The sequence below is a fragment of the Micromonospora sp. NPDC049047 genome, assembly GCF_040649135.1.
In the GTDB taxonomy this organism is placed as follows: Bacteria; Actinomycetota; Actinomycetes; order Mycobacteriales; family Micromonosporaceae; genus Micromonospora.
The window spans coordinates 21,119-42,687 of sequence record NZ_JBEZEY010000009.1 but is presented as its reverse complement, the minus strand read 5'-3'; the positions used below and the strand labels follow the sequence as shown (position 1 = coordinate 42,687).

Below are 21,569 nucleotides of genomic sequence, written 5' to 3'. Positions count from 1 at the left end.
GGTCCGGACAGCGGTACCGGCCGGTCGGGCGGGCGGGGTGTTCCGCATCACGCTCTGTTGTCACCCGACCGGGTGTAAGAGGCTCAAACCGCCGGCCCGAACTCGCAGAACACCACAGACGCGTCGTCGGTGGGCTTGTGCCTGCGCAACCGGTCGGGGTGGTCACGCTCGGCGGCCCGGACCCGGTCGAGCAACGCGCCCGGCCCGTCCGCGCTCAGCAGGTCCAGCAGGCCGGGCCAGTCGGTCAACCCGAACTGCTCCACAGCGCTTGACGCGCCGTCGCTGAGCAGCGCCGCCCGGCGCAGCGCCGTCGCCCCGTGCCGGGGCAGGGTGCCGGTCACCGCGTGGAAGGCCGCGTCCGGATCGGCCGCCGCGACCCAGTAGCCGTGGGTACGGTTCATCCGCTCCCGCTGGACGCTCACGGCGTGCCGGAAACGGGTGACCGGGTCCACGGCCCCGCCCGGCACCATGGCGACCGTCTCCCGCAGCTCCGCGATCGAGGCGTCCAACCGGTCGTCGGTCACCACGCTGACCTGACCGCCGCAGTCCAGCACCAGCGGGCTGTCGCAGAGCACCAGGTAGTCGACCTGATCGCCGCAGTCGCGCAGGAGGCACACGGTGCTGGACGGGGTGCCGGGATGGTCGAGGTCGCACTGCTCACCGTGGTCGGCGCGGACCGCGAGGATCGCGGCGGCCAGGTTGCTGGTCAGCCGGGCCGCCGGACGGACCGCCTCCGCCACGGCGAGCCGGGCGGCGAGGTGCCGGACGTACCACTCCGGCCCGTGCACGCAGCCGGTGTCGAAACCCTCCGGCACCGTCGCACCGTCGAGGACACCGACAAGCGGCCCGATCTGGAACACCAGGTCCTCGTTGACCGGCCGACCCGGGGCCGGCGCGGACGCGGATCGCACCCGCATCACCGGCGCCGACCCCGCCGCGCCGACCGGGTCAGCGCTGCCGGAGATCATCAGCCGCCGCATGGGTTTCCCCCTGCACCTGACCGGCGGCCGAGCGGCCCTGGTCGCGTACCGCTGACACTCCCTGCTGGGCGCTTGACCGCACCGACTGTGCCGCCTGCTGCGCGGGCCCGCGCAGGTTGTCCTGCATCTGGTGGCCGACCTGGCTCGCCTGTTGGCGAAGCTGGTCGGAGTGCTCACTGACCATGCCGCGGGCCCGGCCGGCGAGTTGCCGCTCCCGCCCGCTCGGCGGGATCAGCGAGGCGGCCAGCAGACCGACACCGAACGCGACCAGACCGGCGGCCAGTGGGTTGCCCTGGGCCTGCTCGCGGGACTGTTGCCCGAGCGACCGGGTCTCGTCACGTACCGCGCCGGCCGCGTGCGACATCCGCTGGCTGGCCTCCTGCCCCATGTGACTCGAGCTGCCCATCATCTTCTCCTTCGCTCGGGTGAGCGCGCCGCGCGCCTGCCCGACGCTGTCACCGGCGATCCGACGCGGGTTGACCTTGTCGGTCAGGGCGTCGACGTCACTGCTCAACTCGTTGCGGGTGGTCTCGATCTCCCGCCGGATCCGGTCCGGATCACTGGACATGAGTTGTCTCCTCCCGACTGGTTCACCGACCCCGCAGGGCGTCCGGCAAGTCCCGGGCGGTCTGCTTCGTCCGGGGCAGTACGGCACGCGCGCGCTTCAGCTGGGTCCGCGCGTTGAGGAAGAGACCGCCGGCGACGGCCGCCCAGAGAATCGCGACGATCAGCGCCGCCCATCCCTGGTCCATCGCGTTGGACAGCCCCCACCACACCGCGTACGACACGAACAGCACGGCCAGGAACCCGGCGAGCCCCGCACCGCCGAACATGCCGCCGGCCTTGCCCGCCTGGCTGACCTCCTCGCGCAGCTCGGCCTTGGCCAGCTCGACCTCCTTGCGCACCAGCGTCGACATGTCCCGGGTCACGTCACCGAGCAGTTCGCCGACCGACGCCTGGGTGCGTTCCTTCTCCGGGGCGCTCACGGTGCCACCCCACCGGGCAGGTCCGACTCGGGACGACCGGCCGGCGAAACGTTCTGCGCCCGCGCCGTCCCGACGTACGGCTGCTCGCCGGCATCCATTGGTGCGCCCTGCGGTGCCGGCGGGGCGCCGCCCGCGCTCCCACTCGCACCGTTGCCGGATGCCGGCGCGGTCAGGCCACGGGTGAGTCGCCCGACCAGCAGCCCGGCGACAGCCGCACCCGCCAGGAACGTCCCCGGGTGTTGGCGCGCGTAGCTGCGCACCTCGTCGAGCACCTCACCGGGTTCGCGTTCGTCGAGCCACCCCGCGGCCTGCTGGGCGGCGTCGCCGGCTCGGCGTACCACCTGACCGGCCAGTCCGGAATCGCCGTCCCGGTCGGCCATCGAAGTGAGGTTCTGACCCAGATCGCGCAGACCGTCGGCCGCACGCCGCTGCTGCGTCTGCGCCTGGTCACGTAGCTGGCCGGTGGCTTGACCGGTCAACTGCTGGGCTTGTCGTCGCGCCTCGGCGGCCACCTGACCGCCCTGTTCGGCGGCGGTGTGGGCGACCTGACCGCCCGCCTGGCTGGCCTGGTGGCCCACTCGGGAGGCCTCCTGCCGGGCCTGCTGCGCACGCCCGCTCTGATTCGTTGCCGTCATGCTCCGCTCCCCTCCTGGGTGCTCGGTCGCCTGGCGACCCCGGAACATCTCCCGCCTACCCACCTGGCCAACAGCCATGCGGTGTGCCGGCTGGCCAGGCGGCCGGACCCGGCAGCCAGGGAGACACCGGGACGAACCGGCGAGGTCGGTCGCGAAGGGCACGACCGGCGCGAGCGCGTTCAGCGGCGACGGTTCCGGGCCCGCGACGAACGCAGCCGCCGAAGCCGACCGATCAGCACGGGATCGGCGGCGAGTGCGGCCGGATTGTCCAGCAGCCCGTTGAGCAGTTGGTAGTAGCGGGTCGAGGAGACCCCGAAGGTGTCCCGGACGGCCTGCTCCTTCGCGCCGGCGTGTCGCCACCACTGCTGCTCGAAGGCGAGGATGGCGCGCTCCCGCTCGGTCAACGCCGCCGCCGGGTCGACCGGCTGGACATCCACCGGTTCGACCGGCAGCGCCGAATCGTCGGCGGTTCCGATCGGCTCGACCGGCAGCGCCGGCTCGTCGGCGGTCTCGATTGACGGAGCGGGCCGGGGAGCCGGCACGGACTGGCCGACGCCGCCCGGACGAGCGTCGGTGGACGGCTCCGGGGTGGTGGCGTCGGCGGACATCTGCTCAGCCTAGCCAGCGAGGACCCCTGTCGCAGCAGCCGGCGCGGCGGTGCCCGGACACCCGAAGGCCCCCGACTCGCGCCGGGGGCCTTCGCAGCCGAACGTCAGAAGCAGCCGAACGTCGGAAGCAGCCGAACGTCAGGAGATGTCGCGGCGACGCATCGCCCAGAGCGCCGCCCCGAGGATCACCACCAACCCGACCGAGAACAGCGCCGACGACTGCTGCCAGGTGATGTCCAGCGTGGCTGGTTCACACTCCCCGTAGTAGGTCGCGTTACAGGAGTTCCAGTCCTTCAACGTCACCGTCTTCGTCATCCAGGCCAGCGCATACGTGGGCAGCAACCACGCCTCGGCGAACTTGACGTTCGCCATCGACAGCAGGATGCCGAGGCCGAACTGGCCGACCACCATGAGCGCCACGACACCGCCGAGGGCCATCGCGGTGTGCCGGCCCAGCGAGGCCAGCGCGAAGCCGATGGTGGTGATCACCAGCACCAGCGCCACGCCGCGCAAGCCGGTGAGGACGAACGACTGCCAGGCCCCTGAGGTCATCTTCTCGGTGCTACCCCGGAAGCTGGCGACCGCCCAGAAGCCGGCGAACCACAGCACCGCGGCGGGCAGCGTCACCGCCAGGATGCCGGTGAGCAGCGCGGCCAGCTTGGTGAGCAGTACGGTGAGCCGCTTCGGCCGCCAGAGCAGCAGGTTCATCATGCCGCCGGTGCTCCACTCGGCCCCGACGAAGGACGCGCCGATCACGAACCCGACAAGCGCGAGAATCGCCGCGAACGGCACCAGCGTCTCGTCGAACGTCTTCCGGAAGTCGAACGTCGACGGCAGGAACCACTCCGCCTCGATCTGGTCCCGCGGCGGTGGAGTGATCACCGAGCAGTCGTCGGGGTAGCGGCCGTCGTTCGGCGCGCCGGAAGCCTTGGCCTGCGTACAGGCGGCCCGCTCCTGCTCGCTCCAGCGCACCTGCTCCTGGTACTGCTGTTCGGCCTGGCGCTCGGCCTTGGCGAGCTGACCGGCGTCGATCTTCTGGTTGGTGAAGAACACGCCGACCACCACCGCGGCCAGCACCAGCAGGCCGAGCAGCGTCATGTAGCGGGTGAAGCGCCGCTTGGCGAGTCGGCGCAGCTCGGTACGAAAGAGGCTCACGCGCCCCACCCTCCCGCGGCGGCACCGGGCTGACCCGCCCCGCCGACCTTCATGGACTCGTCGACCTGCCGGTTCTGACCGGGGACCGGTGCGGTGGCGGTCAATTCGAGGAAGACGCTCTCCAGATCGACGGCGATCGGTGCCAACTCGCTGACGTAGAGGTTCTGCTCGGCGAGCAGCCGCGTCACCGACGCCGGCTTGTCGATGCCGGCCAGCATCAGGTGGTCGGGGTGACCGGTCACCCGGATCCCCGCCCGGGTGAGCGTCTCGGTGGCCGCCGGCAGGTCGCTGACCGCCTCCAACCGGATCCGGACCGCACCCGACGAGTGCTGCGCGAGCACCTCGTCGACCGGGCCGAACGCGACCCGTCGACCGAGCGAGATGATGGTGACCGAGTCACAGATCAGCTGGATCTCGCCGAGGATGTGGCTGGACAGCACCACTGTCATCCCCGATTCGGCGAGGTTGCGCATCAGCGTGCGCATCTCCCGGATGCCGCCCGGGTCGAGGCCGTTTGCCGGCTCGTCGAGGATGAGCAGCTTCGGTTCCTTCAGCAGGGCCGAGGCCACCGCGAGGCGTTGCTTCATGCCCAGCGAGTACGTCTTGACCCGCTCACCGGCCCGATCGCGCAAACCGACGAGTTCCAATACCTCGTCGACCCGGGTGGCCGGCACCTCGCCCGCCCCGGCCAGCAGGGACAGCGTGTCCCGTGCGGTGAAGTGCGGGAAGAACTGCGGGCTCTCCACGATCGCGCCGACCTGGCCGGCGACCGCGGGCAGCGCGTCGGGCACCTCGTGCCCGAGCAGCGCCATCCGGCCGCCGTCGGGTCGGATCAGGCCGAGCAGGGTACGCAGCGTGGTGGTCTTGCCGGACCCGTTGGGACCCAGGAAGCCGTGCACCTGCCCCGCGTCGACCCGCATGTCGAAGCCGTCGAGCGCGTTGCGGGTGCCGCGTCGACGACTCTTGTACGTCTTACGTAGACCTTCGATCTCCAGGACAGCTGGCAAGCTGCACCTCCCCCGATGGGTGGGCGTGACAGCCGACACCATACGCGGTATGCAGGCGCACACAATGCCCGGCATGCATCGACGCGCCGCAGGGGTTAATTCATTGACGTAGCGTGACCACTCAGGCGCAAATGACCTGTACGCCGGCGGCGCGGAACGACTCCACCACCTCCGGCGCGGCACCGGAATCGGTCACCAGCGTCTCGACCCGCTCGACCGGACAGATCCGCGCGAAGGCGTGAGCCCCCAGCTTGGACGAGTCCGCGATGATCACCACGCGTTTGGCGCGGGCCACCATCAGGTTGTTCATCGCGGCCTCCCCCTCGTGGTGGGCGGCGGCACCGAGCTGCGGATCGATGGCGTCCACGCCGAGCAGCGCGACGTCCAGAGTGACCTCGCGCAGCAGCGCCCCACCCAGCGGGCCGACGAGTTCGAACGACTTCGGGCGCACCACCCCGCCGGCCACCACCACCTTCATCCGCGACCGGACCAGCAGCTCGTTGGCGATGTTGAGCGCGTTTGTCACCACGGTGAGCTGGGCGCCCTCGGCGTTGGTGTTCAGGTCCGGCCGGACGGCGAGCGCCCTGGCCACCTCGGTGCTCGTGGTGCCGCCGTTGAGACCGACCACGGTGCCCGGCGCGACGAGCGCGGCGGCCGCCGCGCCGATCCGCTGCTTCTCCGCCGAGTGCTTGGCTGTCTTGTAGCGCAGCGGCAGGTCGTACGACACGCCGTTCGCAACCGCACCGCCCCGGGTCCTGGTGATCATCTGCTGCTGGGCGAGCTGGTCGAAGTCACGCCGGATGGTGGCCTGGGAGACGTCCAGCCGCTCGGCTGCCGCCTCGACGCTTACCCGGCCGTTGTCGGTGAGCATCTCGAGCAGGGCGTTCCATCTGGCGTACCGGTCCACCGCGGGGGCCCTTCCAGTGACTGCACGGACGGTGATTGATTGCGTGCACACTAGTGCGCGAAACTAGGCTGGCGCAAAAGGCTGGCCTGCGCGATCGGTAGGCCAGTTGCCACGGCCACCGGCGTTCGCGCAGAATAACGCGCGAAATGCGTGCCTAACGAGCCGTATTGCGCACCGGTCGCCCCTGCGAGGAGTTTCCCATGGCGTACGTGGACGCGGAGATAGCGAGCCAGCCCGACTGCTGGCGGGAGGCAGCCGCACTGGCCGGAGTCGTCCACGGTGACCTGCCCCGCCCCGGCGAGCGGGTGGCAGTCGTCGGTTGCGGCACGTCGTGGTTCATGGCGATGGCGTACGCGGGCCGCCGCGAGCAGGCCGGCCAGGGCGAGACCGACGCGTTCCAGGCGTCCGAGTTTCCCGCCGGCCGCCGCTACGACCGGTTGATCGCGATCACCCGCTCCGGCACCACGACAGAGGTGCTGGACCTGCTCGCCGCGCTGCGCGGGCGGACCCCCACCACAGTCATCGTCGGCGACCCGGCGGCACCGGCGGCCGAGCTGGCCACCGCCGCGGTGACCATGCCCTTCGCCGACGAGCGGTCGGTGGTGCAGACCCGCTTCGCGACGACCGCCCTGGCCCTGCTCCGGGCCCACCTCGGCGACCCGGTGACCGCGCTCGCCGCCGACGCCGAGGTCGCGGTGCGATCCCCGCTGCCGATCGACCCGGCCACCATCGGGCAGGCCACCTTCCTCGGTCGAGGGTGGACGATCGGGCTGGCCCAGGAGGCAGCGCTCAAGTGCCGCGAGGCGGCCACCTTCTGGGCCGAGGCGTACCCGGCGATGGACTACCGGCACGGCCCCATCTCGGTCTCCGCGCCCGGCAGACTGGTCTGGGCGTTCGGCGAGCTACCCGACGGGCTACCCGAGGATGTGGCCGCCACCGGGGCTGCGTTCGTGCACAGCCGCACGCACGGTTGGCGCACGGTGCTTGGCAGTTGGTCGGCCGGTCGTACCCCTGTCGACCCGATGGCCGACCTGATCCTGGCGCAACGCTTCGCGGTCGCGCTGGCGACCAGCCGTGGCCTCGACCCGGACGCACCCCGACACCTGTCACGGTCGGTGGTGTTGACGTGACAAGCGGCGACGCCGGGGCCACCGGCCAGGTCGTCGTCGCGCTGGATGTGGGCGGCACCGGCATGAAGTGCGCCCTGGTCCGACCCGACGGCGTCGCGGTGACAACCGAGCGGCACCCCACGAACGCCGCACGCGGCCCGGCGGCCGTGATCGGCACGATCCTGGACGTGGCCGCCGGGCTGGCCGACAAGGCCCGCGCCGACGGGCTCAACCCGATCGCGGTCGGCCTCGCCGTGCCCGGCGTGGTGGACGAGGCGCGTGGCGTGGCGGTCTGGTCGGCGAACGTGGGCTTCCGGGACGTACCCCTGCGGGACCTGGCGGTGACGCGGCTCGGCCTGCCCACGGCGCTCGGCCACGACGTGCGTGCCGGTGGCCTCGCGGAGGCGCGGCTCGGTGCCGGGCGCGGTGCGGGGCACGTGCTGTTCGTGGCGATCGGCACCGGCATCGCCGCCGCGCACGTGGTGGACGGCTCGGCCTCGGTGGGCGCGCACGGCGCCGCCGGGGAGATCGGCCACATCCTGGTCCGGCCCGACGGGCCGCGCTGCGGCTGCGGTCGACCCGGCTGCCTGGAGACGATCGCCTCGGCCGCCGCCATCGGCCGCCGCTACGCCGAGCTGGCTGGCACTCCGGGCACGGCGGCCGATGTCGCCGAACGGGCCGCGGCCGGGGAACCCCTCGCCGGCCAGGTCTGGCAGGAGGCGATCGAGGCGCTCGCGGATGGCCTCGCCTCCGGGCAGGCCCTGTTCGACGTGGCGACGATCGTGCTCGGCGGCGGCCTGGCCCAGGCCGGGGATCAACTGCTGACCCCGCTGCGGGCGGCGTTGCACGAACGGATGACCTTCCACCGGGAGCCGCGGCTGGTCGCGGCGGCCCTCGGCGACGAGGCCGGCTGCCTCGGCGCCGCCCTGCTCGCCCTGGACGCGGTACGCGTCCGTGACCATGACGCCAAGCGCGTCAGTGACCATCAGGAGAAGCGATGACCGTGCGGGTGGACGGCCGAGTGGTGACCCCGACCGGTGTCATCCGACAGGGCTGCGTCGAGTGGGACGGCGATCGGATCACCGCGGTCGCCGAATATCCGTCGGTCCGCGACGGCAACTGGATCCTGCCCGGCTTCGTCGACATGCACACCCACGGCGGTGGTGGGCACACCTTCACCACCGGGGACGCCGACGAGGCCCGGGCGGCGGCCGACTTCCACCTCGCACACGGCACGACCACCCTGCTGGCCAGTCTGGTAAGTGCGCCCTTCCCGCTGATGCGCGCGGCCACCGAGGCGTTCGCTCCGCTCGTCGACGAGGGCGTGCTGGCGGGAGTCCACTTCGAAGGTCCCTACCTCTCCGCGGCCCGTTGCGGGGCGCAGAACCCGGAGTACCTGCGCGACCCGTCGACCGACGAGTTGACCGAGCTGATCGAGCTGGGCCGGGGCGCGATCCGGATGGTCACCCTCGCTCCGGAACGCGACGGCGCGTTGGAGGCGATCAAGCTGCTCACCGCACACCGGGTGGTGGCTGCGGTGGGCCACACCGACGCGACCTACGAGCAGACCCGTGCCGCTGTCGCCGCCGGCGCGAGTGTCGGCACCCATCTGTTCAACGGCATGCGCCCGGTGCACCACCGCGAGCCCGGGCCGGTGGTGGCTCTGCTCGACGCGCCCACAGTCATCTGCGAGCTGGTCGCCGACGGGGTGCACCTGCACGACGGCATGCTGACCTTCGCCACCGCGACCGCCGGCCCGGACCGGGCGGCGCTGATCACCGACGCGATGGCCGCCGCCGGAATGCCCGACGGCGAGTACGAGCTGGGTGGCCAGGCCGTCGCCGTGACCGACGGGGTGGCCCGACTCGCCCGCGACGGCTCCATCGCCGGCAGCACCCTGACCATGGACGCCGCGCTGCGGCACGCGGTGAATGCCGGAATCCCGATCGCCGACGCGGCGCGGATGGTGGCCACCACCCCGGCGCGCGCCATCGGCCTGGGCAACCGGGTGGGCTCCGTCCAGGTTGGCCTGCGCGCCGACCTGGTCGTGCTCGACGACGACCTCAATGTGGTACGGGTGCTGCGCGGCGGTTCCTGGCTGGAGTGACGCACCCCCCGCTGCGCGATCGGTCGTGGCGCAATGCCACCCCGCGCCACTCCGACCCGCCTACTGCCATCCGGACGCTCTGGAGCTGAACCGTTTACGACATCGGCCGCCCAGCCTACGACTGGACGCGGCACAGTCGGCAGCATTGGCCACGACGAGCCGATTCGTTTACGACATCAGCTCCAAAGGATGCGGCCACCAATACCGCAGTCGGGCGACTACGCGGTGGCGCGACAACCCCACCAGTACCGCAGTCGGGCGACTACGCGGTGGCGCGACAACCCCACCAGTACCGCAGTGGGGCGACGGGGGCACGGACCAGCCAGGTCCGGGCATCCCGTGGGATCAGCCGGTCCGTCAGCCGAGTGCGGGGACGTCGACGCCGAGGACCGCCTGCTCGTCGGGGCGGTGCACGAGCACGTCGGCCAGGTAGGACTGCACCGCGTGGCGCATCCCGACGTCCCGGCCGGCCTGCTCGGAGAGCAGCCACTTGTGCTCGATGATCTGCGCGAACAGCTCCTGCGGCTCCAGCTTGCGGCGCAGGTGCGCGGGAACGGCCCGGACCACCGGCTCGAAGACCTCGGTGAGCCAGCGGTGCGCGGCCTGCTGCTCGTCGATCAGGTCGCTCTCGGCCCGGTAGGCGTCCAGGTCGTTGAGCAGCTTGCGCGCCTGGTTCTCCTCGGCGTCCAGGCCGGTGAGCCGCAGCAGCCGCCGGGTGTGGTAGCCGGCGTCGACGACCTTCGGCCGGACCAGATAACGCCCGTCGTCGATGGAGGACATCGCCACCTCGGCCACGTCGAAGCCCAGCTCGTTGAGGCGGCGAATCCGGCCCTCGATGTCGTGCCGGGCCTCCCGCTCGACCGCCTGCTCGTAGGTGATCTCGTACCAGAGCCGCTCGTAGCGCTGCACGACCTCCTCGCAGACCACCTCCGGATCGATGGACTCGTGCAGCAGACCGGCAGCCTGCAGGTCCAGCGCCTCGCCGAAGATGTTCACCCGGGCGATCTCCAGGTCCTCGCCGCGCTGACCGTTGGAGAGCGAGTTGTGCAACGCGCCCGTCTCCGCGTCCACCAGATAGGCGGCGAACGCGCCCGCGTCCCGCCGGAACAGCGTGTTCGACAGCGAGCAGTCACCCCAGAAGAAGCCGGTGAGGTGCATCCGCACGATCAGGGCGGCGAGCGCGTCGAGCAGCCGGCTCATCGTCTCCGGCCGCAGGGTGTGCGAGAAGAGCGCCCGGTACGGCAGGGAGAACTGCAGGTGCCGGGTGATCAGCACCGATTCGAGGGGTTCCCCGTCCTCGGTCTGCCGGTCGGCGACGACGGCCACCGCCTCGACCGACGGGAAGTCGATCCGCTCCAGGGCCCGGAGCAGGTCGTACTCCCGCTCGGCGATCCGCTCGCGGGTCTCCTTGAACGCGTAAACGTAGTCACCAAGCCGGACGAACCGGACGATGTGTCGGGAGATGCCCTGCGGCAACGCCACCAGGTGTTGGGCAGGCCACTCCTCCAGCGGTGTCGACCAGGGCAGGTCGAGCAGCGCCGGGTCCACGAGGGCAGACGTGATCCGCACGGGCACAAGCATGACGCCTCGCCCCCCGCATCCGCCTCTGATCGTGGTTGGGCCCACAGCGCCGCACACCCCGGGCTCGCGCCGGGCCGGTAGCGTGGTCGCGTGCTCAAACCCTCGGCGGTACGACGTGACCTGCGGCTACGGCCTGTCCGCCCGGCCGGCTGGTGGTTCGACGCGCTCCTGCTTGTCGGATTCGGTGCGGTGACCCTGGCCCTCGCCACAGGTGCGTTGCTCGGGCTGGATCTGGCGGTCCGGGAATGGGCGTACGCCCACCACCCGGCACCGATCTACTGGACGGCACGGGTGTTCAACCTGATCGGCCAGGGCGGCTGGCTGTTGACGCCCCTCGCCGGGGCGCTCGCCGTGCTGATCGCCTGGCGGGGCCGCACCGTCCGGCCGCTGCTGTTGGTGGCGGGGGCGTTCGTGCTGCTCTACCTGACGGTCGGGCCGCTCAAGGTGCTCACCGACCGGGCCGCGCCCAGCTCCGACCTGCCGCCGAGCCAGTCGGTCCGGATCTTCAACGACCTGCCACCCACGGAGTACGACCTGTCCTACCCGTCCGGGCACGTCGTCAATGCGATCCTCTGGTACGGGGTGATAGCCGTCCTGCTGACCGCGCTGACGGCTGGGCGACTGCACCCGAGCGTGCACCGACTGATCCGGTTCGCCCCGCCGGCCATCCTGCTTGTCACCACTACCTACCTGAACTTCCACTGGCTCACCGACGGCCTGGCGGCCCTGCTGATCGGGCTGTTCCTGGACCGGTTGCTGCACCGGGTGCCGTGGGACGATGTGCCCCTCCCCGGCCGGCTACGCGAATGGGACCGGCCGTTCACCTCGTACCCCTAGGGTTTCTGATCGTGGATCAACTGGCGCGGCGGCTGGGCGTACCCGATGCGGTGGTCATCGGGTTGGGCTCGATGCTCGGCGCGGGCGTCTTCGTGGTCTTCGGTCCGGCCGCGGCGGCGGCCGGCGGTGCCGGTCTACTGCCCGCGCTGGTGCTGGCCGGCTTCATCGCCTTCTGCAACGCGACGAGTTCGGCGCGGCTGGCGGCCCGCTACCCGGAGTCCGGCGGCACCTACGTCTACGGCCGGGAGCGCCTCGGGCCGTTCGCCGGGTTCCTGGCTGGCTGGGGCTTCGTGGTCGGCAAGACGGCGAGCTGCGCGGCGATGGCGTTGACCATCGGGGCGTACCTGTGGCCAGGGCAGGCCCGGCTGGTCGCCGTCGGCGCGGTGCTCGCGGTGACCGCTGTGAACCTTCGCGGCATCGGCAAGACGGCCACCGTGACCAGAGCACTCGTCGCGCTGGTGCTCGCGGTGCTGGCCCTGGTCGCGGTCGTCGGTCTGCTGGGCGGGCCGGTGCACCTGGATCGGCTCGGCGAGCCCGGCGGCTCCGCCCGGGGCGTGCTCACCGCCGCCGGGCTGCTGTTCTTCGCGTTCGCCGGGTACGCCCGGATCGCCACGCTCGGCGAGGAGGTCCGCGACCCGCAGCGGACCATTCCCCGGGCGGTGCCGCTGGCACTCGGGCTGGTGCTCGCGATCTACCTGGTGCTGGCGGTGATCGCACTCGGCGTGCTCGGTGCCGACCGGCTGGCCGGATCCGCCGCGCCCCTTGTCGACGTGGTGACCGCCGCCGGGCTGCCCGGCCTGGCCTGGGTGGTCCGCGCCGGAGCCACCATCGCCGTCGTCGGGGTGCTGCTCTCCCTGGTCGCCGGGGTCGGTCGGACCACCCTGGCGATGGCTCGCCGCCGCGACCTGCCCGCCGCGCTGGCCGCCGTGCACCAGGTGCACCAGGTGCCGCACCGGGCCGAGCTGGCGGTGGCCGCCGTGGTCATCGTGGTGGTGCTGCTCGGCGACGTGCGCGGCGCCATCGGCTTCTCCAGCTGCACAGTGCTTGTCTACTACGCGATCACCAACGCGGCGGCGCTGACGCTGGGCCGGGAACCGGCGCGGAAGCTGCCGGTGCGGCTGCTCGCCGGTCTGGGGCTGGTCGGCTGTCTGCTGCTCGCGGTCAACCTGCCGACCGGCAGCGTGCTCGCTGGCTTCGGGGTGCTCGCCGTCGGCGCCGCCTGGTACGCGCTGCGCCCCGTCCGCCGGTGACCTGAGCAGGCCACCGGCGGTCGGGGGTCAGCGGCTCAGCCGCCGGTACCTGCGTACCGCCAGCGGCGCGAACGTCGCGATCAGCAGCACCGGCCACGCCACCGCCAACAGCATGGCGTGCTCCGCCGGCCAGGAGTCGCCCCCCAGACCGGGGTTGCCGAACAGTTGCCGGATCGCGGCGACGGTGGCCGAGAGCGGGTTCCACTCCGAGATCGCGCCAATGACCGACGGCATCAGCTCGGGCGACACGAAGACGTTCGAGATCGCGGTGAGCGGAAACGCGGCCGGAAAGACGATCACGCCGACCGTGTCCGGGTTGCGAACCAGCAGCGCCAGGTAGATCCCGATCCAGGTGATCGCGACCCGGAGCAGCAGGAGCAGCCCGACGGCGAGCAACGCCTTGCCCACCCCGAGTCGCCACTGCCAACCGACGAGCAGGCCGCAGATCAGCAGTGTGGACATCTCCAGCAGCGCCCGGAGCAGGTCGGCGGCACCACGGCCGGTCATCAGGGCGGACCGGGCCATCGGCATCGACCGGAACCTGTCGACGACACCCCGGCTGAGGTCCAGCGCCACGCCGCTCGCGGTGGCGCCGAGGCCGTACAGCATCGTCATCACGAAGACGCCGGGCAACAGGAACTCGCGGTAGTTGCCGCCGCCGGCCACCTGCATGCCGCTGCCGAACACGTACCCGAAGACGAGCACGAACATGATCGGCAGCGTGAAGTAGAGGATCAGCTCCTCCGGTGCGCGGATCACGTGGATCATGTTCCGACGGGTCATCGTCCAACTGTCAGCCAGTGCCGCTGTCATGCCGCGTCCGCCTTTCGTCCCACGCCGACGGGCTCGCGGGCCTCGTCCGGTCGGTGCCCGGTCAGCTCCAGGAACGCCTCGTCCAACGTCGCGCGCCGCAGGCCGATGTCCTCCACCGAGACTCCGGCGTCGTCCAACGCCCGCGCCACACCGACAAGTCCGGCGACCCGGTCCGTCACCGGCACGCTGAGCCGTCGCACCTCCGGATCCTGTTCCGGCTCGGCGGCGCAGATCGACGCGACGATGTGGGCGGCACGGCTCAGGTCTGCCGCATCGCGCACCACCACCTCGATCCGGTCGCCACCGGTCATCGACTTCAGCTCGTCCGGCGACCCCTCGGCCACCACCCGACCGGCGTCGATCACCGAGATCCGGTCGGCCAACTGGTCGGCCTCCTCCAGGTACTGCGTGGTGAGCAGGACTGTGGTCCCGTCCGCGACCAGGCCACGGACCAGGTCCCACACCTGGTTGCGGCTACGCGGGTCCAGGCCGGTGGTCGGCTCGTCGAGGAAGAGCACCCGGGGGGTACGGATCAGGCTGGCGGCGAGGTCCAGCCGTCGGCGCATCCCGCCCGAGTACTCACCGGCGGACCGATTCGCCGCCTCGGTCAGCCCGAACCGTTCCAGCAGCTCGTCGGCGCGTCGGCGGGCCTCCCGTCGGCCGAGCCGGAACAGCCGACCGAACAGTTCCAGGTTCTGCCGGCCACTGAGGGTCTCGTCGACCGCCGCGTACTGCCCGGTCAACGCGATCCGAGCCCGCACCTCGTCCGGCTGACGCCGCACGTCGAACCCGGCCACACTGGCCCGACCCGCGTCGAAGCGCAGCAGCGTGGTGAGGATCCGAACGGCAGTCGTCTTACCGGCGCCGTTCGGCCCCAGCAGTCCGTACACAGTGCCGGTGGGCACTGTCAGGTCGAAGGAGTCAAGTGCTCGGGTCGGGCCGTACCGCTTGCCCAGCCCTTCGGCTAGCACGTCGAATGTGGTCATGCCGCCAGGGTGCGGTCGGGCGCTGACGGGTCACGCACCGTCCGCTGACGGCGGCGCACCGGGCCGGCTCGCGGCTCCGACTCGCGCTGCCTCAATGATCTCGTCGCGCACCGAGATGATCTCCGATCGGGTGGTCTCGCCGACGTACCACCCGGTGAGCCCACCCACCAACGCCTCCTCACAGAGCTGTCTCGCCTCCACCAGATCGCCGCGCAGCCGGGCCACCTGGGCGAGGCCGAGACGGGCGCTGGCCACGAACTCGGGTGCGCCGCTGCGCTGCGCCAGCAGCAGCGCGCCGGCGAAGTCGTCCCGTGCCGCGGCGAGGTCACCGGCCCGCAGTCGGATCTCGCCCCGGGTCCGCAGCATGTCGGCCTGGTCGACCGCCGACCCGAGCGCCTCGACAAGTCCCATGGCCTCATCCATGTGGGCGCCCGCCGCCTCCGGGTCGCCCTGCCAGGCAGCCAGCTCGCCGAGCGCACCGAGTGTGATCATGCAACCCCACCGGTCCCCGGTGCTCCGGAAGCCGTCGAGCGCGCTGGCCAGCGCGGCCCCGGCCCGGTCCCACCTGCCACTCCACATCAGCGCCGAGCCGCTTCCCATCGCGCCGAGCGCGTTGATCCAGGCGTCCGGGCCGAACAGCAACCGCAGTTCCCGCATCAGCTCTTCGACGTGCTCGGCGCCGCCGGACGGCGGTCCGGTCGAGATCCCCGACAGGTACAGCAGGAACGGCTGACGAGGGGGCCGGTCGAGGCTGCCGATCACCGACTGCTGCGTGCCGAGCGACGGCAGGTCACCGGCCCCGGCAAGCGAGGTGTTGTAGACGCAGAGCGCGAACTCCTCCGTCAGCCCCGGCGGCGCCTCGGAGCCCAGCAGGTCGAGAACATCGGCGGCCAGCCGGGCCGCTTCCCCGCGCATGCCCCGCAGCCACCAGTAGAACGACAGGGCCGCTACCAACCCGGCCGCCTCGGGCGCGTCGCCGGCCGCGGTGGCCCGGCGCAGCGAGGTGTGCAGGTTGTCCCGCTCGGCGTCGAGCCGCCGCAACCAGTGCAGCTGTTCGGCCTGCCGCAGGTGGTCGCTTGCGGTCCAGGCGAACTCCAGGAAGTACGCGGTGTGCGCACGACGGAGCTGGTCGGCCTCGCCGGCCTCGGCGAGATGCTCCGCGCAGAAGGCACGCACCGTCTCCAGCATCCGGTACCGGCCGCCGCTCAGCTCCACGAAGGACTTGTCGACCAGGCCGCTCAACGCGTCGACGAACTCCGCAGTGGGAAGGCCGGAGACCCGCCCGGCGGCCTCCAGCGTGGCGCCGCCGGCGAAGACGGTAAGCCGGCGGGCCAGTCTGCGTTCCGCGTCGTCGAGCAGGTCCCAACTCCACTCGACAACGGCCCGGAGCGTGCGGTGTCGGGGCGACGCGGCCCGGCTGCCCATTGACAGCAGCCGGAACCGGTCGTCGAGACGGGCGGCCACCTCGGCGACGGGCAACGCCCGCAGCCGCGCGGCGGCCAGCTCGATCGCCAACGGCAGGCCGTCGAGGGTACGGCAGATCCGCAGCACCACGTCGACGTTGGCCGGCGTGACGGTGAAGTCGGGTGCCACGTCGACGGCCCGTTGGACGAAGAGGCTTACCGCCGCGTAGTCGTCGGCATCCTCCGTCGACGCGCCCGGTGGCGGCAGGCTGAGCCCGGACAACTGGCACAGTGCCTCGCCGGCCAGCCCGAGCGGCTCGCGACTGGTGGCGAGGACACGCAGCGCCGGGCACGCCCCCAGCAGTCGTGCGGCGAGCTGTGCCACGTCGGCGATGACGTGCTCGCAGTTGTCGAGCACCAGCAACAGCCGCCGCTCGGCAAGCGCCTCGACAAGTCGGTCGGTGGACCGTCGGCCCGGCTCGGCCGGGGCCCGCAGCCCCGCGTCCCGCAGACCGAGCGCGCTCAGCACCGCCTGCGGTACGTCCGAACCGTCGGCCAGCCCGGCCAGCTCGACGAAGTGGACGTCGCCGTCGACCCGGCCCGCAGCCTCGATCGCCAGGCGCGTCTTGCCGGCTCCGCCCGGGCCGGTGAGGGTGACAAGCCTTCGTTCGCCGAGCAACGCGCGAACGCGGCGGAGTTCCTCCTCCCGCCCGACGAAGGTGGTGAGCTGGCCCGGCAACGCCTGCTCGGTCGTCAGACGCACAGCGGAGCTTTCCCCTCCGCGCGGCACCGCAGAGCTGTCATCGCCCCGCAGCACGGCCAGGTGGATCGCGGCGAGCGCCGCCGACGGGTCGACCCCGAGCTGCTCGGCCAGGCTGTGGCGGGCGTCCTCGAACTCGGCAAGCGCCTCGGCCGACCGGCCCTGTGCGGACAGGGCACGCATCAGTTGGCCTCGCGACCGCTCCCGCAGCGGATGCGCCACGACGATTTGCCGCAGTTCCGGGACCAGTTCGGCGTGCCCGCCCAGCGCCAACTCGGCCTCGATCCGATCTTCGGTGGCGGCCAACCGCAACTCGTCCAGCCGGGCCGCCTGCGCGGGTACGCCGGCCACGTCGATGACGTCGGCAAGGGCAGGGCCACGCCACAGCTCCAGCGCCTCGCGCAACAGTGCCGCCGCGCGCGGCCAGTCACCACCGGCGAGCGCGCGACGTCCGGCATCGGCGAGCCGCTCGAACCGGTACGCGTCGACGTCGGCGGGATCCACGGCGAGGCGGTAACCGGCCGGATGGAACTCGACAGGGGTGTGCTCGGCGGGCAGCGCCTGCCGCAGGCGCGACACGAGGGACTGAAGCGCGTTGGCGGCCCCCCGCGGTGGGTGCTCGCCGTACAGACCGTCGATCAGTCGTTCGGTGGGCACCACCCGGCCGGCGTCGAGCAGCAGCAGCGCCAGCAGCGCACGCAGCCGTGGACCGCCCACGGGAATTTCACGTCCGTCGGCAGGCAGCACCTGGGTCGGCCCCAGGATGCGGAAACGCATGCCAAGGATTGTCACGCAGTGAGTCGTTCCGGACGACCACCGGTCGCTGTGCCCGCCACCAACCGTCCCTCGCCCTGGACCCTCGGATCAAACGTGGCGTGATCCTTTCCCGTGGACCGCCACACTGCCAACCGCCGTCGGCGGAGCTACCCGATCAGCCGCTGAGCGCGCGGCGGAGATCCTTCATCAACAGCAGCAGGTGCATCGGGTCGGTGGGGCTGGCCTCGAACTTCGCCAGCCCCTGGTAGAAGTCGCGAGCGGCGTCCGTCTCGCAGTGGATGAGCACCGCGCGCACGCCGATGACCTCAGCGGCGGCCGCGATTCGCCGGAGGGCGTCGACCACCAGTGCCCGATCCAGCCCGACGCGCTGGGCACTGCGGTCGACCCCGAGCCGGGCCAGGATCACCACCGGCTGGTGGTAGCGCCCGGCCCCCTGCTGGAGGCGAGGCGAAGCATCTGCCGGGGCGACGCTACCGGCGGCCAGGGCGTAGTAGCCGACCACTCGCCGATCCGGGTGCTCGTCATCGCGCACCACGTACACCCGCGACAGGCCGGCCCGGTGGGCTTGCAGGGCATGCTCGACGAGCCACACCGACTGGGCGCGTGACCCGCAGTCGAACCCGTCCACCGCGAACCCAGCCGACAGCGGCTCGACCGCCGAGAAACGGGGCTTCACCGGGAGTCAGAATCGATCGGCGGGTCGAGCACCGTTGGGCCGGTCAGCAGCTCCCGCAGCCCGGCGACGTCCCGCGCCGGCCCTTGCAGTGCTTCGTCGAAGACCTGCCAGGCCTCCTCGTCGAGCAGGAACGCCCGCCGGTCGGCCAACACGTCAGCCGCAGCCTCGGTAGCAGCCTTCAACACGAACGTCGACACGCTGTCCCCGGCAGCTTCACTCGCCGCTTCCAACAACGCCTTCTGCTGCTCATCTATCCGCAGATGCAGCCGCTCCGCCTTCGCACTCACCGACCCATTGTACGCACAACGTACGCCAACGCCCGACGCTCCCGTCGGCAGCGGCTGGACGGTCAGCCCGATCGGGTCGCACGGGAATCAGGCTCGTCGTCCCGGGCGCGACCGCCTTCAGCCGGCTGGCCCGGCCACCCCGCGCTCTGGGCCGGCGGCACGGCCCCGACTGCTGACGAGCGGGACGGTGCCACCGGGTTGGTCGCGCCCGGGGCCGGGGCCGCGACCTCGTGATCGCCCGGGGCGGCCGACGGCATGTGCCCGGCCGGCACGGAGAGCGGCCCGGCGGATCGGGCGACGCCGGGTGCGGCCGGCACCGGACGGGGCACCGACCCGACGTGACCGGGCTGCGTCGACGTCCTGTCGGGGATCGGCGGAGCGCACTGCCGGGTCAGCCAGTCCAGGCCGCGCCGCCGGGCGACAACCGCCAACCGGTCGCCCGCGAAGATCACCTGCCGGGGGTCGAGGTCCTTCCACCAGATCGTCTTGCCACCGCCGGCCGGGGTGCGGGCGATCAGCCGGACCTGCCCGTTCCGGTTGACCACGTCCAACGGGCGACCGTCCAACTCGGAGCCGGCGGCGACCGGCACCTCGGCCACCGGCAGCGCGTGCCTGTCGACCGGGATGGTGGTGATCACCGCGCGTTCGGTGAGCGCCCCGATGAAGGCCGGGGCGGCCAGGTAGGAGACCGACCGGGACACCCCGAGGGCGAAGGTCTCCTCCACCCGTTCGGCGAAGTCACCGTCGAAGAGCCGCAGCACCACCCGCAGGCCGGGGTGCAGGTCGCGGGCGGCGAGCGCCGCCTCCAGGTTGGCCACGTCGTCGGTGGACGCCACCACGAGCGCCTGGCAGTCGGCCACCGACGCGGCGACAAGCGTCTCGGAGAGCGCGGCGTCGCCGACGATCACCGGCACCTCCAACTGGCGGGCCAGGGCACCGCCGCGCGGCGCCGGGTCCTTGTCGATCGCCACCACCTCGACGTCGTACTCCCGCAGCTGGGCCATCACCCGGGTGCCGACGTTGCCCAGGCCGATCAGCACGACGTGCCCGGCCCGCGCCGGCTGCATCCGGCCGGTGTGAAGGGCCAGCCGGGCGTTGACGATGCCGTCCACAACGACGGCGGTGATCAACGGGATCAGCGCCAACCCGGCCAGGTTGAGCACCACCTGCATGATCTGCGCGTCCGGTGGCTTGTCGGTGTCCGGATCGGCGCCGCTGAGGGTGGTGACCAGCGTCAGGTAGAGCGCCTCAAGCGGGGAGACACCCTCGGTGCGGGAGATCAGCGCCCCCAGCACCGCGATCACCGCGAGCACCAGCATCACCGCGACGCCGATCTTGCGGGTCGCGAAGCCGCGTACCGCCCCCAGCAGCACCGTGACCGGACGGCGTCGCCGACGGGCCCGGACCAGCCGACGGGCGGCGACCTCGGTGCCCGGCGGCTGCCCGGTCGCCTCGGCGAGCACCAGGTCCGCGCCGGCCTGCTCGGCCGGCAGCAGCTCCACCCCCTGCGCCTCGGGGAAGTGAGCCAGGGCGCAGACCACGTCCTGCGGGCGGACATCGGCCCGCCGCGCCACCCGTAGCGTCTTGTCCCGATGTTGGAAGGAGCTGCTGTCGACCTCGCCGAGCGCCGCGGCAACGAAGGCCGGTGCCGCCATCTCGGCGTCGGAGAGCACCTCGACCGGCGCCTTGATCAGCTTGCGTACGCCGTCGGCGAGGGTGCCGTTGAACATCCGCAGCACCTGCCGGACCTGCTGATCGACGGCCTGCGCGCAGAGCGCCGCGTGCAGGTTGCCGACGTCGTCCTGGTGCAGCAGGGCCAGCCCGGTCGCCCCGGCCAGGCCGGCGGCCTCGAAGGTGGACACGTCAAGTCGATCCGAGCGGACCACCCGGACCCCACGCAGCCCCGCCACGTCCGGGCCGTTGCTGCGGTAACGCTCCGGCACCACGACAGTCACCCGGGCACCACCGGCCGGCAACTCGGATTCGAGCAGTGCCCGAGCCACGTAGTAGGCGAGCGCGTCCTTCCCGCAGATCACGTAGTGCGGGCGCGGATCACCTACCGACAGCAGCCGCCAGTTCCACTCGACCGCCCGTCGCGCCCGGTCCCGCCACGGCTCCGCCATGCCCGGATCGTAATCAGCAGGGCCCTGCTGGGCGACCCCGTCCGGATCATCCCGTGAGCAGGCATGCCCGCCCCGGCGACGGGTAGAGCAGCGACATGCAGACGTTCCTCCCGTACCCGGACTTCCTGGCCAGCGCCCGGACGCTGGACCAGAAGCGGCTGGGGAAGCAGCGGGTGGAGGCCATCCAGGTGCTGCGCGGGCTCACCCGACCCGACTACGGCTGGCGCAACCACCCGGCGGTGAAGATGTGGGCCGGGTACGAGGAGGCGCTCACCCGCTACGGGCTGGACATGTGCGCGGTGTGGACCGAGCCGGGGCGGGCCGACACCTGCGCCACCACGATGACCGTGGACCTGGCCGCCGCCTGCGGGGCCGGCGTCGTACGGACTCAGTCCGAACTGGCCGAGGATGGTGAGCTGCCACCGTGGCTGGGCCGCGACGAGTTGCACCTCAGTCACCGCTCGTCGCTGATCCGCAAGGACCCGGCGCACTACCGGCCCCTCTTCGGTGACGACGTGCCGACGGACCTGGAGTACGTCTGGCCCGCCTCCGACCGCGAGCGCCGCTGCCTGCCATAGGGGA

At 72.0% G+C, this 21,569-nt stretch carries 21 protein-coding genes; 6 read left to right on the top strand and 15 right to left on the bottom strand.

Going from position 1 to position 21,569, the window contains the following annotated elements:
• Positions 1-83: 83 nt before the first annotated feature.
• The 8 genes from AB0B86_RS16320 to AB0B86_RS16285 all read right to left on the bottom strand — a co-directional run bounded on the left by AB0B86_RS16320 (position 84) and on the right by AB0B86_RS16285 (position 6,278).
• The gene (locus AB0B86_RS16320; protein WP_357408726.1) at positions 84-980 is read right to left on the bottom strand and encodes a hypothetical protein; all 897 of its coding nucleotides are present in this window, start codon (positions 978-980) and stop codon (positions 84-86) included.
• Positions 949-1,548 (bottom strand): DUF3618 domain-containing protein, encoded by a 600-nt coding sequence (locus tag AB0B86_RS16315; RefSeq protein ID WP_357418456.1) that lies wholly within the window; start codon positions 1,546-1,548, stop codon positions 949-951. The genes AB0B86_RS16320 and AB0B86_RS16315 overlap by 32 nt, the downstream gene beginning before the upstream one ends.
• Before the next feature lie 22 nt (positions 1,549-1,570).
• Positions 1,571-1,966 (bottom strand): phage holin family protein, encoded by a 396-nt coding sequence (locus tag AB0B86_RS16310; protein ID WP_357418453.1) that lies wholly within the window; start codon positions 1,964-1,966, stop codon positions 1,571-1,573.
• Positions 1,963-2,601: a hypothetical protein gene (locus AB0B86_RS16305; protein ID WP_357418450.1), complete on the bottom strand. Its 639-nt coding sequence runs from the start codon at positions 2,599-2,601 to the stop codon at positions 1,963-1,965. The genes AB0B86_RS16310 and AB0B86_RS16305 overlap by 4 nt, the downstream gene beginning before the upstream one ends.
• A 179-nt stretch (positions 2,602-2,780) precedes the next feature.
• Entirely contained in the window at positions 2,781-3,209 is a 429-nt protein-coding gene (locus AB0B86_RS16300) for a DUF3263 domain-containing protein (protein WP_357408718.1), read from the bottom strand.
• A 138-nt stretch (positions 3,210-3,347) separates the two neighbouring features.
• A complete protein-coding gene (locus AB0B86_RS16295; protein ID WP_357408716.1) occupies positions 3,348-4,364 on the bottom strand; it encodes an ABC transporter permease subunit in 1,017 nt (338 codons plus the stop codon).
• Positions 4,361-5,371 carry an ATP-binding cassette domain-containing protein gene (locus tag AB0B86_RS16290; RefSeq protein WP_357408715.1) on the bottom strand — a complete coding sequence of 337 codons (1,011 nt, stop codon included), beginning with the start codon at positions 5,369-5,371 and terminating at the stop codon, positions 4,361-4,363. The genes AB0B86_RS16295 and AB0B86_RS16290 overlap by 4 nt, the downstream gene beginning before the upstream one ends.
• A 121-nt stretch (positions 5,372-5,492) precedes the next feature.
• Positions 5,493-6,278 (bottom strand): DeoR/GlpR family DNA-binding transcription regulator, encoded by a 786-nt coding sequence (locus AB0B86_RS16285; RefSeq protein ID WP_357408713.1) that lies wholly within the window; start codon positions 6,276-6,278, stop codon positions 5,493-5,495.
• A gap of 200 nt (positions 6,279-6,478) precedes the next feature.
• Between AB0B86_RS16285 and AB0B86_RS16280 the strand changes: the two genes are divergently transcribed.
• From AB0B86_RS16280 to nagA, 3 genes are read left to right on the top strand one after another with little or no spacing between them, the layout of a single operon-like run.
• Complete coding sequence (locus AB0B86_RS16280) at positions 6,479-7,408, top strand: sugar isomerase (RefSeq protein ID WP_357408711.1); 930 nt, start codon at positions 6,479-6,481, stop codon at positions 7,406-7,408.
• Positions 7,405-8,388, top strand: coding sequence for an ROK family protein (locus tag AB0B86_RS16275; RefSeq protein WP_357418447.1), 984 nt, complete (start codon positions 7,405-7,407; stop codon positions 8,386-8,388). The genes AB0B86_RS16280 and AB0B86_RS16275 overlap by 4 nt, the downstream gene beginning before the upstream one ends.
• Positions 8,385-9,494 carry an N-acetylglucosamine-6-phosphate deacetylase gene (nagA, locus tag AB0B86_RS16270; RefSeq protein WP_357408708.1) on the top strand — a complete coding sequence of 370 codons (1,110 nt, stop codon included), beginning with the start codon at positions 8,385-8,387 and terminating at the stop codon, positions 9,492-9,494. Before AB0B86_RS16275 ends, nagA begins: the two co-directional genes overlap by 4 nt.
• Positions 9,495-9,851: 357 nt before the next feature.
• Here nagA and AB0B86_RS16265 read toward each other — a convergent pair whose 3' ends face one another.
• On the bottom strand, positions 9,852-11,075 hold the full coding sequence (locus AB0B86_RS16265; protein ID WP_357408706.1) for a DUF4032 domain-containing protein: 1,224 nt from the start codon (positions 11,073-11,075) through the stop codon (positions 9,852-9,854).
• 90 nt (positions 11,076-11,165) lie between these two features.
• Between AB0B86_RS16265 and AB0B86_RS16260 the strand changes: the two genes are divergently transcribed.
• Positions 11,166-11,912, top strand: a complete 747-nt coding sequence (locus AB0B86_RS16260) for a phosphatase PAP2 family protein (protein ID WP_357408704.1) — start codon at positions 11,166-11,168, stop codon at positions 11,910-11,912.
• Positions 11,913-11,923: 11 nt separating this feature from the next.
• Positions 11,924-13,162, top strand: coding sequence for an APC family permease (locus AB0B86_RS16255; RefSeq protein WP_357408702.1), 1,239 nt, complete (start codon positions 11,924-11,926; stop codon positions 13,160-13,162).
• 27 nt (positions 13,163-13,189) lie between these two features.
• On the opposite strand, the gene AB0B86_RS16250 is transcribed toward AB0B86_RS16255, so the two are convergent.
• From AB0B86_RS16250 to AB0B86_RS16225, 6 genes are all read right to left on the bottom strand, one after another.
• Positions 13,190-13,945: an ABC transporter permease gene (locus tag AB0B86_RS16250; protein ID WP_357408700.1), complete on the bottom strand. Its 756-nt coding sequence runs from the start codon at positions 13,943-13,945 to the stop codon at positions 13,190-13,192.
• Positions 13,946-13,971: 26 nt separating this feature from the next.
• Positions 13,972-14,961, bottom strand: coding sequence for an ATP-binding cassette domain-containing protein (locus AB0B86_RS16245; protein WP_357408698.1), 990 nt, complete (start codon positions 14,959-14,961; stop codon positions 13,972-13,974).
• 30 nt (positions 14,962-14,991) lie between these two features.
• The gene (locus AB0B86_RS16240) at positions 14,992-17,901 is read right to left on the bottom strand and encodes a BTAD domain-containing putative transcriptional regulator (RefSeq protein ID WP_357408696.1); all 2,910 of its coding nucleotides are present in this window, start codon (positions 17,899-17,901) and stop codon (positions 14,992-14,994) included.
• Positions 17,902-18,055: 154 nt separating this feature from the next.
• Entirely contained in the window at positions 18,056-18,577 is a 522-nt protein-coding gene (locus AB0B86_RS16235; RefSeq protein WP_357408694.1) for an N-acetyltransferase, read from the bottom strand.
• Entirely contained in the window at positions 18,574-18,864 is a 291-nt protein-coding gene (locus AB0B86_RS16230) for a DUF1778 domain-containing protein (RefSeq protein ID WP_357408692.1), read from the bottom strand. The genes AB0B86_RS16235 and AB0B86_RS16230 overlap by 4 nt, the downstream gene beginning before the upstream one ends.
• Positions 18,865-18,926: 62 nt before the next feature.
• The gene (locus AB0B86_RS16225) at positions 18,927-20,987 is read right to left on the bottom strand and encodes an NAD-binding protein (protein ID WP_357418443.1); all 2,061 of its coding nucleotides are present in this window, start codon (positions 20,985-20,987) and stop codon (positions 18,927-18,929) included.
• Positions 20,988-21,082: 95 nt separating this feature from the next.
• On the opposite strand from AB0B86_RS16225, the gene AB0B86_RS16220 reads away from it, so the two are divergent.
• Entirely contained in the window at positions 21,083-21,565 is a 483-nt protein-coding gene (locus AB0B86_RS16220) for an MSMEG_6728 family protein (protein WP_357408688.1), read from the top strand.
• Positions 21,566-21,569: the final 4 nt, after the last annotated feature.